The organism is Streptococcus parasanguinis (assembly GCF_001073155.1).
GTDB classification, from domain to species: domain Bacteria; phylum Bacillota; class Bacilli; order Lactobacillales; family Streptococcaceae; genus Streptococcus; species Streptococcus parasanguinis_D.
This window is the reverse complement of the sequence record NZ_JVEE01000016.1, coordinates 39,647-54,202: the sequence shown is the minus strand read 5'-3', so window position 1 is coordinate 54,202 and position 14,556 is coordinate 39,647. Positions and strand designations below refer to the sequence as shown.

The 14,556-nt window shown below is 44.1% G+C and carries 13 protein-coding genes; 8 read left to right on the top strand and 5 right to left on the bottom strand.

Going from position 1 to position 14,556, the window contains the following annotated elements:
* Window positions 1–120: 120 nt before the first annotated feature.
* Window positions 121–366, bottom strand: coding sequence for a hypothetical protein (locus ADH92_RS01775; protein WP_023919916.1), 246 nt, complete (start codon window positions 364–366; stop codon window positions 121–123).
* Between the two features lie 153 nt (window positions 367–519).
* Window positions 520–2,208: an arginine--tRNA ligase gene (gene argS / locus ADH92_RS01770; RefSeq protein WP_021154104.1), complete on the bottom strand. Its 1,689-nt coding sequence runs from the start codon at window positions 2,206–2,208 to the stop codon at window positions 520–522.
* Window positions 2,209–2,312: 104 nt separating this feature from the next.
* On the opposite strand from argS, the gene argR reads away from it, so the two are divergent.
* Both argR and mutS read left to right on the top strand, forming a co-directional pair.
* Complete coding sequence (gene argR / locus ADH92_RS01765) at window positions 2,313–2,753, top strand: arginine repressor (RefSeq protein ID WP_023919910.1); 441 nt, start codon at window positions 2,313–2,315, stop codon at window positions 2,751–2,753.
* Window positions 2,754–2,873: 120 nt separating this feature from the next.
* On the top strand, window positions 2,874–5,423 hold the full coding sequence (mutS, locus tag ADH92_RS01760; RefSeq protein WP_049496497.1) for a DNA mismatch repair protein MutS: 2,550 nt from the start codon (window positions 2,874–2,876) through the stop codon (window positions 5,421–5,423).
* A gap of 259 nt (window positions 5,424–5,682) precedes the next feature.
* On the opposite strand, the gene ADH92_RS01755 is transcribed toward mutS, so the two are convergent.
* A complete protein-coding gene (locus ADH92_RS01755; RefSeq protein WP_049496494.1) occupies window positions 5,683–6,138 on the bottom strand; it encodes a DUF3021 domain-containing protein in 456 nt (151 codons plus the stop codon).
* A complete protein-coding gene (locus tag ADH92_RS01750; RefSeq protein ID WP_049496490.1) occupies window positions 6,132–6,572 on the bottom strand; it encodes a LytTR family DNA-binding domain-containing protein in 441 nt (146 codons plus the stop codon). Before ADH92_RS01750 ends, ADH92_RS01755 begins: the two co-directional genes overlap by 7 nt.
* A 247-nt stretch (window positions 6,573–6,819) precedes the next feature.
* Here ADH92_RS01750 and mutL point away from each other — a divergent pair, with 247 nt between their 5' ends.
* Genes mutL through ADH92_RS01735 form a run of 3 tightly spaced genes read left to right on the top strand, consistent with a single transcriptional unit; the run spans window position 6,820 to window position 9,950 of the window.
* Window positions 6,820–8,763, top strand: a complete 1,944-nt coding sequence (gene mutL, locus ADH92_RS01745) for a DNA mismatch repair endonuclease MutL (RefSeq protein ID WP_049496485.1) — start codon at window positions 6,820–6,822, stop codon at window positions 8,761–8,763.
* 20 nt (window positions 8,764–8,783) lie between these two features.
* Window positions 8,784–9,377, top strand: a complete 594-nt coding sequence (gene ruvA, locus ADH92_RS01740) for a Holliday junction branch migration protein RuvA (RefSeq protein ID WP_049496482.1) — start codon at window positions 8,784–8,786, stop codon at window positions 9,375–9,377.
* A 9-nt stretch (window positions 9,378–9,386) separates the two neighbouring features.
* On the top strand, window positions 9,387–9,950 hold the full coding sequence (locus ADH92_RS01735) for a DNA-3-methyladenine glycosylase I (RefSeq protein ID WP_049496478.1): 564 nt from the start codon (window positions 9,387–9,389) through the stop codon (window positions 9,948–9,950).
* Window positions 9,951–10,012: 62 nt separating this feature from the next.
* Here the strand turns inward: ADH92_RS01735 and ADH92_RS01730 are convergent, their stop codons facing one another.
* Window positions 10,013–11,044 (bottom strand): S66 family peptidase, encoded by a 1,032-nt coding sequence (locus ADH92_RS01730; RefSeq protein ID WP_049496474.1) that lies wholly within the window; start codon window positions 11,042–11,044, stop codon window positions 10,013–10,015.
* 375 nt (window positions 11,045–11,419) lie between these two features.
* Between ADH92_RS01730 and ADH92_RS01725 the strand changes: the two genes are divergently transcribed.
* The 3 genes from ADH92_RS01725 to spx all read left to right on the top strand — a co-directional run bounded on the left by ADH92_RS01725 (window position 11,420) and on the right by spx (window position 14,439).
* The gene (locus tag ADH92_RS01725) at window positions 11,420–12,688 is read left to right on the top strand and encodes a competence/damage-inducible protein A (RefSeq protein WP_049496470.1); all 1,269 of its coding nucleotides are present in this window, start codon (window positions 11,420–11,422) and stop codon (window positions 12,686–12,688) included.
* A 119-nt stretch (window positions 12,689–12,807) separates the two neighbouring features.
* Window positions 12,808–13,953 (top strand): recombinase RecA, encoded by a 1,146-nt coding sequence (gene recA, locus ADH92_RS01720; protein WP_049496466.1) that lies wholly within the window; start codon window positions 12,808–12,810, stop codon window positions 13,951–13,953.
* An 87-nt stretch (window positions 13,954–14,040) separates the two neighbouring features.
* Window positions 14,041–14,439, top strand: coding sequence for a transcriptional regulator Spx (gene spx / locus ADH92_RS01715; RefSeq protein WP_003009108.1), 399 nt, complete (start codon window positions 14,041–14,043; stop codon window positions 14,437–14,439).
* The last annotated feature ends 117 nt before the right edge of the window (window positions 14,440–14,556 follow it).

Genomic DNA, 14,556 nt, shown 5'->3' with positions numbered 1-14,556 from the left:
CACTGCGTCTTGCTCGACAATCCAAAAATAATTGAGAGGCTAGGACTTTTGTCCCAGCCTCTTATTTGTTGCGACTGAATAGAAGAGGAGTCACATTTTATATGACTCCTCTTCTATGGCTTATTTTAATTTTTCTGTGATTTCTTTAGCAAGTAGGAGCCCCAATCGATAGTCTTTATTGATGGCATGGATGACATCGTTGATATTGTCGGTTTCTTGGATTTTTTCCTTGATGCTATCTTTGAAAGCTTGATCTTTCAAGAGTTGCTCTTGTAAGAGCCGTTGTAGTTTTTCTCTTTCGTACTTGTTAAATAAAAAGAGAACCACTAAACTGATGAGTATTAAGATGTAAACGGTTTGATTCATAGATTTCTCCTGTATATAAAGGATCTGAAAATGTAGAGAATGAAGGGCATTGGACATGAGAAAAGGAGTGAGAAAGAACTAAATTGAATCGCATTTAGTTTCTCCTCTCACTCCCATAAGAGATGTTCTACTTATCAATCATTAGATAAGAAATTACATTTTCTCAGGTGCATCGACACCAAGTAAGCGAAGGGCTTCTTTTAAGACTACTGCTGTTGAGTAGCTAAGAGCAAGACGGCTTTCGCGTTCTGGGCTTTCATCCAAGATACGAGTGTGTGCATAGTATTTGTTGAAGGCCTGAGCCAAATTGATAGCATATTTTGCGATCAAGGATGGATCATAGTTTTCAGCGGCACGTTTGACAACACGAGAGAAGTCTTGGAGAAGCTTGATGATTTCCCAGCTTTCAGGATCGCTCAAGCTGTATGTCGCATCTGTAGATGGTGTGAAGTTGGCTTTGCGAAGGATGGATTGGATACGAGCGTAAGCGTATTGAACGTAAGGTCCAGTTTCTCCTTCAAAGGATACCATGGCTTCGAGGTCGAAGTCATACCCATTGCGGCGGTCTGTCTTCAAGTCGTAGAATTTAACCGCACCAACACCGACTGCATGTGCCACTTCTTCCTTGTTTTCCAATTCAGGATTCTTTTCTTCGATCTGCGCTTTGGCACGAGAGATGGCTTCTTGAAGAGTTGGTTCGAGAAGGATGATATTTCCTTTACGAGTTGACAATTTTTGGCGGTTTTTTGTCACCAAACCAAAGTCAACGTGAACCATATCGTCGCTCCAGTCAAATCCCATTTTCTTCAGAACAGCTTTCAACTGACGGAAGTGGTTGGATTGTTCTTGACCTACAGCATAGATGTTTTTCACAAAGTTGTAAGTCCGTGCACGGTAGATAGCGGTTGCGATATCACGCGTGATGTAAAGAGTGGCACCGTCTGATTTCTTAATCATAGCTGGTGGAAGGTTGACATCATCCAACTCAACGATGCTAGCACCCTTAGACTCTTTCAACAAGCCTTTGTCTTCAAGGATTTGGACAGCTTCATCCATCTTGTCATTGTAGAAAGCTTCCCCGTTTAAGCTGTCAAATTCAACACCGAGGAGTTTGTAGATACGGTTGAATTCTACCAAGCTTTCGTCACGGAACCATTGCCACAATTCAGTCGCTTCTGGATCCCCATCTTCCAGTTTCTTGAACCAGAGACGTCCTTCATCATCAAGCTCAGGATCGTTTTCGATTTCAGCGTTGATCCGAACGTAAAGTTTTAGCAATTCATCGATTGGGTTGGCTTCGACAGCTTCCTTGCTACCCCATTTTTTGTAGGCTACCATCAAGAGACCGAACTGTTTACCCCAGTCCCCCAAGTGGTTGATTTTAATGGTGTTGTAGCCCATTTTGCGGAAGATGTTTGAAAGAGCATCCCCGATAACGGTTGAGCGCAAGTGACCAACTGAGAATGGTTTTGCGATATTTGGACTTGAAAGGTCGATGGTAATGTTTTGGCCATGACCTTCGTCTTGTTGACCGTAGTCTGCCCCTGCTTCGATGACGGATTTGATCACCTGATCAGAGATCTTAGATTTGTCTAAGAAGAAGTTCACGTAAGGTCCAGTTGCAACGACTTTTTCGAAGGCGCTTTGGTCGATCTTTTCAGCAATATCTGCAGCAATTGCTTGAGGAGCCTTGCGTTCCACTTTTGCAAGTGAGAAGGCTGGAAAAGCAATGTCGCCAAGATCAGATGATTTTGGTTGTTCAAGCAAGTTTAAAATAGCATCTTGGTCAAGAGAGTCAATCACTTTGGCCAATTCACTAGCAATGAGTTCTTTATTGTTCATATTAGCTCCTTAGTCCTTTTAACTATTATTTTAACACAATTCTGAGCGAATTTTCAATTTTTTTGGTATAATTTAAAGTATATTTATTCAAAAGTGGAGGTCCAATGAAAAAGACAGAACGTCACCTTTTGATTCAACAAATGATTCGAAATGAAAAATTATCGACTCAAAAAGAGATTCAGGATCGATTAGAAGCAAAAGGCATTGCTGTAACGCAAACAACTCTGTCACGAGATTTGCGAGATCTGGGTCTAGTCAAGGTGAAACGAAAAGACCAGTTGTATTATATTTTGCCAAATGAGCCTGAGGTGGCAGAGATTTATATTATGTTGTCCAGTCACGCCAAGTCTGTCTCACGAGCAGAATTCACCTTGGTCTTGCGGACAGAGCTAGGAGAAGCAGCTCTCTTGGCCAATGGTGTAGATGAAATGTCAGATGAGCGTATTTTGGGAACAGTAGCAGGGGCCAATACCCTCTTGATTGTCTGCCGTGACCAAGAGGCAGCCATTGAAATTCAAAATGAAATTTTAGGGATGATGCAGTAATCAAGCCCCGTTGGAGAGAAAGAGAGATGTCAAAAGGAGGAAGATAGTGAGCTATCTACTCCTGTTTTCATCTATGGAGCTTGCGTCAGAAAATGATGCAAGAGTAAGGAATAAAGAAGTATGGCAGTAGAGAAAATATCCCCTGGAATGCAGCAGTATCTAGATATCAAAAAAGACTATCCGGATGCCTTTTTGCTGTTTCGAATGGGAGATTTTTACGAATTATTTTATGAAGATGCAGTGAATGCAGCTCAAATTTTAGAGATTTCCTTAACCTCACGGAATAAAAATGCAGAGAATCCAATTCCTATGGCGGGTGTTCCCTACCACTCGGCCCAGCAGTATATTGATGTTCTTATTGAACAGGGGTATAAGGTCGCGATTGCAGAACAAATGGAAGACCCCAAAGAAGCCAAGGGGGTCGTTAAGCGTGAAGTCGTACAGGTGATTACGCCGGGTACAGTGGTGGATTCGACCAAGCCAGATAGTGAGAATAACTTCCTGGTTGCCTTGGATCGTTCAGGGAATGAGTATGGGCTAGCCTATATGGATCTGGTAACAGGGGAGTTTCAGGTGACGACCCTCAATGACTTCACTATGGTTTGTGGAGAAATCCGCAATTTACGTGCGCGTGAGGTGGTCCTGGGTTATGAGTTGCCAGAACAGGAAGAGCGTGTGTTTATTAGCCAGATGAATCTTTTGCTGTCACATGTAGAGACGGCGCTTGACGATGTTCAACTCTTAGGGGATCAGTTGAGTGAGCTCGAAAAGAAAACGGCTGGAAAACTTCTCCAGTATGTCCACCAGACACAAATGCGGGAATTGAGTCACCTCAAAAAAGCCCATCATTATGAGATTTGCGATTTCTTGCAGATGGACTTTGCGACCAAGGCTAGTCTTGATTTGACAGAGAATGCGCGAACGGGGAAGAAACATGGTAGCTTGTATTGGTATTTGGATGAAACCAAGACGGCCATGGGCGGTCGTTTGTTGCGGTCCTGGATTCAGAAACCCTTAGTCGATTTGAAACGGATTCGAGAGCGCCAGGACATCATTCAGGTCTTTATGGATCATTTCTTTGAACGGAGCGATTTGACCGACAGCCTCAAAGGGGTCTATGACATTGAACGCTTAGCGAGTCGGGTTTCCTTTGGTAAGATCAATCCTAAGGATCTCTTGCAGCTAGGAGATACTCTGGGGCATGTGCCGACGATCAAGTCGATTCTACTGGGAATTGGTGATCCGGTCTTAGATGTCTTGATTGCACGCTTGGATGAACTTCCTGAGTTGCACCGCTTGATTACCTCAGCTATTGCTCCGGAAGCGTCTGCTGTTATTACGGAGGGAAATATCATCCGAACTGGGTTTGACGAGCAATTGGACCAGTACCGTGTCGTTCTTCGAGATGGTACTGGTTGGATTGCTGAGATTGAAGCCAAGGAGCGCGAAGCCAGTGGCATTACAGGTCTAAAGATTGATTACAACAAGAAGGATGGCTACTATTTCCATGTCACCAATTCTCAATTGAGTCACGTTCCTGCTCACTTTTTCCGCAAGGCGACCTTGAAAAATTCAGAACGCTTTGGTACGGAGGAATTGGCACGTATCGAAGGAGATATGCTAGAGGCGCGTGAGAAGTCTGCTAATCTGGAATATACGATTTTTATGCGGATTCGTGAAGAAGTTGGCAAGTATATCCAACGTCTGCAACAGTTAGCTCAGGCGATTGCGACGGTTGATGTTTTACAAAGTCTAGCCAGTGTCGCTGAGTCGCAACAGTTGAATCGTCCCCTTTTTCATGAAGAACGACGAATCGCGATCGACAAAGGCCGCCATCCAGTTGTTGAGAAAGTGATGGGAGCCCAGTCCTATATTCCTAATAGCATCTTTATGGATGAAGAACGGGATATTCAGCTGATTACTGGGCCAAATATGAGCGGGAAGTCTACCTATATGCGCCAATTGGCGATCATTGTGATTCTTGCCCAGATTGGCTCCTATGTTCCAGCGCAAAAGGCCGAGTTGCCAATTTTTGATGCGATTTATACTCGAATCGGAGCTGCTGATGACCTGGTATCGGGGCAGTCTACCTTCATGGTGGAAATGATGGAAGCCAATCACGCCATTCGCAAGGCGACGCCCCAGTCCTTGATTTTATTTGATGAGTTGGGACGGGGAACGGCGACCTATGATGGGATGGCCCTCGCCCAGTCCATCATCGAATATATCCATGATCGGACCGGAGCCAAAACCTTGTTTGCGACCCATTACCATGAGTTGACGGCTCTCTCAGAGACCTTGTCCCGTTTGGAAAATGTCCATGTTGCGACCTTGGAGCGAGATGGTCAGGTTACCTTCTTGCACAAGATTGAACCTGGCCCAGCAGATAAGTCCTATGGGATTCACGTGGCCAAGATCGCTGGTTTGCCAGAAGAATTGCTGAAGCGGGCGGATGCGATTTTGACCAAGCTCGAAGGACAAGCCCAGCAAGTACCGCTTGTGGATGCAACTCCTAAAAAGGAAGTACCTTCGCAGGTTGCTGAACAAATGTCCCTCTTTGAGGAGGAGGCAGAAAATACGGTGATCACAGAATTGAAGAATCTGGATCTCTACAATATGACTCCGATGGAAGTCATGATGGCAGTCGCCGAATTGAAAAAGAAATTATAAAAAGGGAGTGGGAAAGAACTCCAATATAAAAAAGGTTGAAAAGGTTCCCCAAACCTTTTCAATCTTCCCACCCCCGCATAGCTCCAACAATCTGGGAGACTGTTGGAGGTTGCAGATAAAGGAAACATTGTTTCCGTCCACATAGGTCATCTTTGGAGCTTAATAAGCGAACAAAGATACCAATCAACCACTGCGTCATACAGGTATGCCTATTAAACATCGAAGACTGGACAGTTTTTGCCCAGTCTTTTTTCTTTTATTAGTGGTTAGCAATGCTTTGATTGATTTCTTGAACTTGTTTTTTATAAAAATGATGAGAGACCAACCAGATGATCACGTAAACGAGGGTGAATTCGACAATGAGTGAGAGGTAAAATCCGAGTCGTGCTGGAAACCAGCCGGCCAAGGTAGCTAGGGGAATAAACCCAAGTAACATGAGTAGGTAATGGCTCAGAGTAGCCCGTAAGAGGCTCCAGTCTTTTTGAAAGAGGAGACTTCCGAAGCTAAAGAGGACCCCAATCGCACCCCAAACGAGGGCACAATAGAGCATGACCAGTGAGCCGTGAACATGATGCAAGAACATCCAGCGGCCGACTGCAGAGTTGGGACTTAAGGGAAGGTACAACTCAGGTGAGAAGAGATAGGAAAAGAAGATGGATAGGATGAGCCCGATGAGAATCCCTTTCAGGGCGTCAGAAAAAGATTGTTTTAGCATGATAATTTCTCCTTAATGGCTTTCAAGTAACGACGGGAGGAGTAGGTCAGACTCCCGTTTTTAAGATAGATTTGAACGGATCCTCCACTGGTAAAGTGTAGGTGATCGATTTCTTTTGTGTTGATAATTTCAGATTGGGAAATTTTGAGAAAGCAGGTCGGCAAGTCTTCAGATAGCTGATAGAGTGGTCCAGTCAGAATAAATTGATCTGTCATAGTCTCACCAATTACTTGCCGATTTTCAATGTAAAAACGTTGGAATAGATGGCTTTCGATCAGGTAAGCCTCCCCATCCTTTTTGGCACGTAAGCGCCCTTTTTGATCCAATTCTTCCACAAAGTCACGGATTTTCTCTACACGCGCAGACAGTGCAGGTGCTGTGATCATCACCGCTTCTTCTTGGAAGTGGGAATCAATTTGTACTTCAACTTTCATAAGATCGTACTCCCTCCTTTGGGTAAAGTCGGTTGGCCTGCTAGCCCGGCTCCTTCTTTACACTACTATTAAACACTTTTTCCAAAGGGAAGACAAGGGGATTTGTTCATGTGGTCGTTTTCTTTGCCTATGCGGTTTTTAAAGAAGAAGATGGGGCCGGCCTCCATTTTTTAAGAAAGGGAGTCTTGTGGATCTGTGGTATAATAGAGCTACATGTATCGGTGAAAAAATAGGTAAAGGAGCAGACATGTCACAGATTATTGAATTGCCAGAAGTCCTAGCCAATCAGATTGCGGCAGGTGAAGTGATTGAACGACCTGCTAGTGTGGTCAAGGAATTGGTTGAAAACTCGATCGATGCTGGGGCTAGCCAGATCGTTGTTGAAATCGAAGAAGCAGGATTGAAGTCGATTCGGATTACAGACAATGGGGAAGGAATTGCGCACGATGAGGTCGCTTTGGCCCTCCGTCGACATGCGACCAGTAAGATCAAGAGTCAAGCGGATCTTTTTCGTATTCGAACGCTTGGTTTTCGTGGTGAGGCCATGCCTTCCATTGCTTCTGTTAGTATTCTAACCCTTCTAACGGCGCAAGAAGGAGCTGCCCACGGGACCAAATTGGTCGCAAAGGGTGGCGAAATTGAGGAGTTGGAGCCAGCGACAAGCCCTGTTGGGACCAAGATCACAGTGGAAGATCTCTTTTTTAATACACCTGCTCGTCTCAAGTATTTAAAGAGCCAGCAGGCAGAGCTATCCCATATCGTGGATATTCTCAACCGCTTGAGCTTGGCCCATCCTGAGATTGCCTTTACCTTGATCAATGATAGAAAAGAAATGACCAAAACAGCGGGGACGGGTAATCTCCGGCAAGCGATTGCGGGTGTCTATGGCCTGGCGTCTGCCAAGAAGATGGTGGCCATTGAAAATCGCGATCTAGATTTTGAAGTGACGGGCTTTGTGTCTTTGCCTGAATTGACTCGTGCCAATCGCAATTACATCAGCCTCTTTATCAACGGCCGTTACATCAAGAATTTCTTGCTCAATCGGGCTATTTTAGATGGCTACGGTAGTAAACTCATGGTGGGCCGCTTCCCGCTCGCGATCATTAATATCCAGATCGATCCTTACTTAGCGGATGTCAATGTTCACCCGACCAAGCAAGAGGTTCGTATCTCCAAAGAACGGGAACTGATGGCCTTGATCTCCCAGGCTATTGCGAATGCTTTGAAAGAGCAGGATCTGATTCCGGATGCTCTAGAAAATCTAGCCAAGTCGACCATTCGTCGAACAGAAAAACCGGTACAGACGACCCTGCCTTTAAAGGAAAACCGTCTCTATTATGACCGAGAGAGTCAAGATTTCAAACTTCGACCAGAAGTGGCAGATCCTCAACGGCCTCTGACAGATGAGGTAACTGCTGATTCTACAAGTCAAGAAAACCCAGCAGAAAAACCAACAAGCGCGATCAAGTTTGCAGAAAGAAAGACTGCGGTTTATGATGAACTGGACCACCCAGAGTTGGATCTGGCCAGTCTAGACAAGGCCTATGATAAGTTGAATGGGGAAGAACATTCGACCTTCCCAGAGTTGGAATATTTTGGTCAGATGCATGGAACCTATCTCTTTGCCCAAGGCAATGGAGGCCTTTATATCATTGACCAGCACGCGGCCCAAGAGCGGGTCAAATACGAAGAATACCGGGAGAGCATCGGGAACGTAGACGGCAGTCAGCAACAACTGCTAGTGCCTTATATCTTTGAGTTCCCTACAGACGATCTGATCCGCCTGCAACAGCGCAAGCACCTCTTAGAAGAAGTGGGCGTCTACTTAGAAGAATATGGAGCTAACCAGTTGATCTTACGGGAGCATCCGATCTGGATGAAGGAAGAAGAGATCGAGTCGGGCATCTATGAAATGTGTGATATGCTCCTTTTGACCAAGGAAGTGTCCATCAAGAAATACCGGGCTGAGTTGGCCATCATGATGTCCTGCAAACGCTCCATCAAGGCCAATCACACACTGGACGATTACTCTGCACGCGATCTCATCTACCAACTGTCCCAATGTGACAACCCTTATAACTGCCCTCATGGCCGTCCGGTCTTGGTCAACTTCACCAAGTCCGACATGGAAAAGATGTTCCGACGTATTCAAGAAAATCACACCAGTCTACGGGAATTGGGCAAGTATTAAACAAACAATAAAGGAAGATTATGTACGAATACATTAAAGGAATTTTAACGAAAATCACCGCTAAATACATTGTGGTAGAAACAGCTGGGATCGGCTATCTCTTGCATGTGGCCAATCCCTATGCCTACTCTGGCAAAATGAACCAAGAGGTGCAAGTCTACCTGCACCAAGTGGTCCGGGAAGACGCCCACCTTCTTTATGGTTTTGCAACCGAAGAAGAGAAAAAGCTCTTTTTAAACTTGATCTCAGTCTCTGGGATTGGACCTGTCTCAGCTCTGGCTATTATCGCTGCAGATGACAATGCAGGCCTTGTCCAAGCCATCGAAAGCAAGAACATCACCTACTTGACCAAGTTTCCAAAGATCGGCAAGAAAACAGCCCAACAGATGGTGCTGGACTTGGAAGGTAAGATCAATCTTGATCTAGAAGATGCACCGGCTCAGTCCAAAGCCAAAGTTGCAGAAGAAAACCAAGCCCTTGAAGAAGCTATGGAAGCCATGTTAGCATTGGGCTACAAGGCAACGGAACTTAAGAAAATCAAGAAGTTCTTTGAAGGAACGACCGATACAGCAGAGAACTATATCAAGTCAGCCCTTAAGATGTTGGTCAAATAGGAGAAGAAGATGCCAAAACGTTGTGGTTGGGTCAAAATGAATAACCCTCTCTATGTAGCCTACCATGATGAAGAATGGGGTCGGCCTCTGCATGATGATCAGGCACTTTTTGAGTTACTCTGTATGGAGACCTATCAGGCCGGTCTATCTTGGGAAACGGTGCTCAATAAACGGCAGGCTTTCCGAGAATCTTTTCATGGTTACCAAATTCAACGCGTCGCAGAGATGACCGACTCTGAACTGGAAATTTTGTTAGACAATCCAGCCATCATCCGCAATCGTGCCAAGATCTTTGCGACACGGGCCAATGCTCAAGCCTTTTTAAAAGTCCAGGAAGAATTTGGATCGTTTGATGCTTATCTTTGGTCTTTTGTCGATGGGAAAACCATCGTCAATGATGTTCCAGATTACCGACAGGCTCCAGTGAAGACAGCTCTTTCTGAGAAGCTAGCCAAGGACCTCAAAAAGCGTGGTTTTAAGTTTACAGGTCCCGTTGCGGTCCTGTCCTACCTACAAGCAGTAGGCCTGGTCAATGATCATGAGAATGCTTGTGAATGGAAAAACGGTGATTAGTGAATATAGGTAACTAGAGTATCTGAGAATATAGAAAAAAAGCTGAGAAATTCCTCTCAGCTTTATTTGTTATAGTCAAAGTGGATGACTTGCTCCGTTGCATCTACATGGGCGTGTACTCCGAAGGGGACAATTGCTCTTGGAGTTGCGTGTCCGACATTCAGATTATAGACAATCGGGATATTGCTATCAATGATATCCAATAGTGCTTCTTTATAGTCGTCATAGAAAGTCTCATCCATAGGTTTTCCGACCAAGAGTCCACTGATGACCGCGAATATGCCCGTGTCCTTTAAAGTCCGCAACATCTTTTTGAAGTCGTCAGGTTCAGGCTTTTCTTCGCTTGTTTCTAGCAAGAGAATTTTTCCTTCCCAGTCTGACAAGTCAGGGAAAAGTTTGTATTTTTGGCAGAGGTCTGTGCTATCTGCGTGTAGAGAGTTGTCAAAAATATCATAGAGAGACTCAAGACAACCACCGAGGATTTCTCCCTCAAATTGAGCATTGCCTTGTAACAAGTCAAAACCTGTATTTGCATGGCTGACACGAGGTGTTCCCAGAGCCTTGGGACTATAATCAGTCCGTTCCTCATACCAAACGTTACTAGGGCGGATTTCTGAGATTCTACCAGTCTCAATTAATTCTTTAAAGTAGTGGCAGCTATATGGCAACATTTCTTTGTCTAACTCACAAATGTCTGCAAAGAAGGAGTGCCCATAAAAAGTCTTGATTCCTAGTTTATGCAACATGAGATGGTTCATGGTCGTATCCGAGAAGCCAAGAAAAATCTTTTGTTTGATAACTTTTTGTAATTGGTCATATTCAAAAAGATAAGGTAGCAAGCGATAGGTATCGTTTCCACCGATGGCGCATAGGATCATGTCGATACTATCATCAGAAAATGCCTGAATCAAATCCTCCGCGCGAGCTTCGGGATGTTCTTTGATAAAGTCTAAGCCTTTTAGTGAATGAGGTAAAAAGATAGGATTGAGTCCCAGGTCTTTGAGTCGTTGGACCCCCAAGTCCACTTCGTGCTTGACAAAGTCCTCTCCGATAATCCCACTAGATAAACTTATAATACCAATAGTAGAAACCATATCTCATCCTCCTAGAAAAAATTGATGCTATTGTATCACAAAAAATGAGGGGAAACAACAAGAATTAGAGCCAGAAGAAGGCTTTTAGATCAAGAAAGTAGTAAAAAAGCAACTACTAGATATGGTTGCTTCAGAATATGGATAAGCTCTATCAACAATAGAAAATAGCCCTTTAGAAGTTGATTGCCACATAGTTAAAATTCTTAGGAATGCTGATGTAATGGTATTTCTAAGAGTTTTTACTTTATACACTAAAAGAAAAGGATTGAAGAAAGTTGTCCAAAATGGACTTTATCTTCAATCTGTTTTTTTAATAATTTAGGAAATTGTGTTAAAATGAAATGAAAATTACGAATAGTATAAGTAGGAGGCACCATGAAGGCGGAAATTATTGCAGTTGGAACAGAAATTCTAACAGGACAAATTGTCAACACCAATGCTCAATTCTTGTCTGAAAAATTGGCTAGTTTAGGGATTGATGTCTATTATCATGTGGCGGTAGGAGACAATGAAGGTCGCCTCTTCTCGACCATTGAGACAGCTTCAAAACGCAGTGATTTGGTGATTTTATGTGGTGGACTTGGGCCAACAGAGGATGATTTGACCAAGCAAACCCTTGCTAAGTTTTTAGGGAAAGAACTGGTTTTTGATCCAACAGCGCTTGCCAAACTCGACACCTTCTTTGCCAGTCGCCCTGATTATGTCCGGACGCCCAATAATGAGCGACAAGCACAATTGATTGCCGGTTCAATCCCCCTTCAAAACCGTACAGGTCTCGCGGTTGGAGGTTTGATTGAAGTCGATGGTGTGACCTATGTCGTTCTACCTGGTCCACCAAGTGAGTTAAAACCCATGGTCAATGAACAATTGGTGCCTCATTTGACAACAGGGGAACAGCTCTTTTCAAGAGTCTTGCGCTTCTTTGGGATTGGGGAAAGCCAGCTGGTTACGATCCTAGCAGATATCATTGAAGAGCAGAGTGATCCGACGGTGGCTCCTTATGCCAAGACGGGAGAAGTGACCTTGCGTCTGTCTACAAAGGCAAAGGATCAAGCCTCAGCGAATGATAAGCTCGATGTCTTAGAAAAGGAAATCTTATCACGCCACACGCTGGATCATCAACCCTTGCATGAACTGTTTTACGGTTATGGGGATGATAATTCGATGGCCAAGGTGGCCTTTGATCTCTTGAAAGGGACTGGCAAGACCATTACAGCTGCAGAAAGCCTGACGGCTGGCCTTTTCCAAGCGACTTTGGCAGATTTTTCAGGTGCGTCCAGCATCTTCGCTGGTGGTTTTGTCACCTATAGTCTGGAAGAAAAAAGCAAGATGTTGTCTATTCCAGCTCAAGAGTTAGAGCAACATGGAGTGGTGTCTCATTTTACAGCTCAAGCCATGGCTTCACAGGCCCGTAAGTTAACAGGATCCGATTATGGTGTTAGCCTGACCGGAGTTGCGGGGCCAGATAGTCTAGAAGGGCACCCAGCAGGGACTGTCTTTATCGGACTTGCGACTCCAAATGGAGTGGATAGTGTCCAAGTCAATATCGCTGGACGTAGCCGGGCGGATGTCCGCGAAATTGCAGTTCTTCATGCCTTTAATTTGGTGCGCTTGGCTGTATTAAATGGTGAAAATTTGGTATAATGAAGCTTGTGCCAAATGAAGAATAATTCTAAAAATGGATAGGAAATGTGCCTTTCAAATGACGGAAAACGTCGGTGGGTTGCATGCATTTCCTGTATAGTAAAAAATAGGAGAAAAGAATGGCGAAAAAACAGAAAAAATTAGATGATATCTCTAAGAAATTTGGAGATGAGCGTGAAAAAGCGCTCAATGATGCCCTGAAGTTGATCGAAAAGGATTTTGGTAAGGGATCGATCATGCGTCTGGGCGAACGTGCAGAGCAAAAGGTACAAGTCATGAGCTCTGGTTCCTTGGCGCTTGATATTGCCTTGGGTGCTGGTGGTTATCCAAAAGGTCGGATCATCGAAATCTATGGTCCAGAATCATCTGGTAAAACAACCGTTGCCCTCCATGCAGTAGCACAAGCACAGAAAGAAGGGGGCATTGCTGCCTTTATCGATGCCGAGCATGCCTTGGATCCATCTTATGCAGCAGCTCTTGGGGTCAATATCGACGAACTTCTCTTGTCTCAACCAGACTCAGGGGAACAAGGACTTGAAATTGCTGGTAAATTGATCGACTCTGGTGCGGTTGATTTGGTGGTTGTCGACTCTGTTGCGGCTTTGGTACCACGTGCGGAAATCGATGGAGATATCGGGGATAGCCACGTTGGTTTGCAAGCGCGGATGATGAGCCAAGCGATGCGTAAACTCGGAGCTTCGATCAATAAGACCAAGACCATTGCCATCTTTATCAACCAATTGCGTGAAAAAGTTGGGGTCATGTTTGGGAACCCTGAAACCACACCTGGTGGTCGTGCCCTGAAATTCTACGCTTCTGTCCGTTTAGATGTTCGTGGAAACACTCAAATCAAGGGGACTGGGGACCAAAAAGATACCAACGTTGGTAAGGAAACTAAGATCAAGGTTGTGAAGAACAAGGTAGCTCCACCGTTCAAAGAAGCCATGGTCGAAATCATGTACGGGGAAGGAATTTCACGTACAGGTGAATTGGTGAAGATTGCAACAGATTTGGATATCATCCAAAAAGCGGGTGCGTGGTACTCCTATAATGGCGAAAAAATTGGTCAAGGATCTGAAAATGCTAAGAAATTCTTGGCTGACCACCCAGAAATTTTTGACGAAATCGACCACAAGGTTCGGGTTCATTTTGGTTTGATCGAAGAAGACGAAGCAGTGAAAAACCTTGATAAAACTGAAGAAGCAGCTCCTGTCGTAGAAGAAGTAACTCTAGATTTAGATGACGCGATTGAAATTGAAGATTAATTTTTTTCAAAATAGGTCGCTAGACTGATGGTTTTTGTGTTATAATTTAATACGATAGTATTATCGTGTAGCGAAAGGAGTGCATGCATGATTAAAATTTATACAGTGTCAAGTTGCACCAGCTGTAAAAAAGCAAAGACTTGGCTCAACGCTCACCAGCTAACTTATAAAGAACAAAACCTCGGTAAGGAAGGGATCACCAAAGAAGAATTATTGGATATCCTTACAAAGACTGAAAATGGAGTGGCAAGTATTGTCTCTTCAAAAAATCGATACGCTAAAAATCTAGGAGTGGACATCGAAGACTTGAGTGTCAATGAAGTCATTGACATCATCATGGAAACACCTCGTATTCTTAAAAGTCCGATCTTGGTAGATGACAAACGTCTCCAAGTGGGCTACAAAGAAGATGATATTCGTGCCTTCTTGCCACGATCAGTTAGAAATGTAGAAAATGCAGAAGCGCGGATGCGTGCAGCTCTTTAAAGCGAATGAAAATCAGAAACAATTTGTTTCTGATTTTTTCTTTTTAAAAATCGGAATGAAAAGCAGTTTACTGCGCCATTTTACGAAATCTATGATACAATATTTTAGAAAACAATA

Excerpts from the sequence above, each read along its gene's own strand:
- recA (WP_049496466.1), top strand. The coding sequence starts at position 12,808 with ATGGCGAAAAAACAGAAAAAATTAGATGATATCTCTAAGAAATTTGGA.
- ADH92_RS01735 (WP_049496478.1), top strand. The coding sequence starts at position 9,387 with ATGCCAAAACGTTGTGGTTGGGTCAAAATGAATAACCCTCTCTATGTA.
- mutS (WP_049496497.1), top strand. The coding sequence starts at position 2,874 with ATGGCAGTAGAGAAAATATCCCCTGGAATGCAGCAGTATCTAGATATC.
- argR (WP_023919910.1), top strand. The coding sequence starts at position 2,313 with ATGAAAAAGACAGAACGTCACCTTTTGATTCAACAAATGATTCGAAAT.
- ADH92_RS01725 (WP_049496470.1), top strand. The coding sequence starts at position 11,420 with ATGAAGGCGGAAATTATTGCAGTTGGAACAGAAATTCTAACAGGACAA.
- ADH92_RS01730 (WP_049496474.1), bottom strand. The coding sequence starts at position 11,044 with ATGGTTTCTACTATTGGTATTATAAGTTTATCTAGTGGGATTATCGGA.
- ruvA (WP_049496482.1), top strand. The coding sequence starts at position 8,784 with ATGTACGAATACATTAAAGGAATTTTAACGAAAATCACCGCTAAATAC.
- ADH92_RS01750 (WP_049496490.1), bottom strand. The coding sequence starts at position 6,572 with ATGAAAGTTGAAGTACAAATTGATTCCCACTTCCAAGAAGAAGCGGTG.
- ADH92_RS01755 (WP_049496494.1), bottom strand. The coding sequence starts at position 6,138 with ATGCTAAAACAATCTTTTTCTGACGCCCTGAAAGGGATTCTCATCGGG.
- spx (WP_003009108.1), top strand. The coding sequence starts at position 14,041 with ATGATTAAAATTTATACAGTGTCAAGTTGCACCAGCTGTAAAAAAGCA.
- ADH92_RS01775 (WP_023919916.1), bottom strand. The coding sequence starts at position 366 with ATGAATCAAACCGTTTACATCTTAATACTCATCAGTTTAGTGGTTCTC.
- mutL (WP_049496485.1), top strand. The coding sequence starts at position 6,820 with ATGTCACAGATTATTGAATTGCCAGAAGTCCTAGCCAATCAGATTGCG.
- argS (WP_021154104.1), bottom strand. The coding sequence starts at position 2,208 with ATGAACAATAAAGAACTCATTGCTAGTGAATTGGCCAAAGTGATTGAC.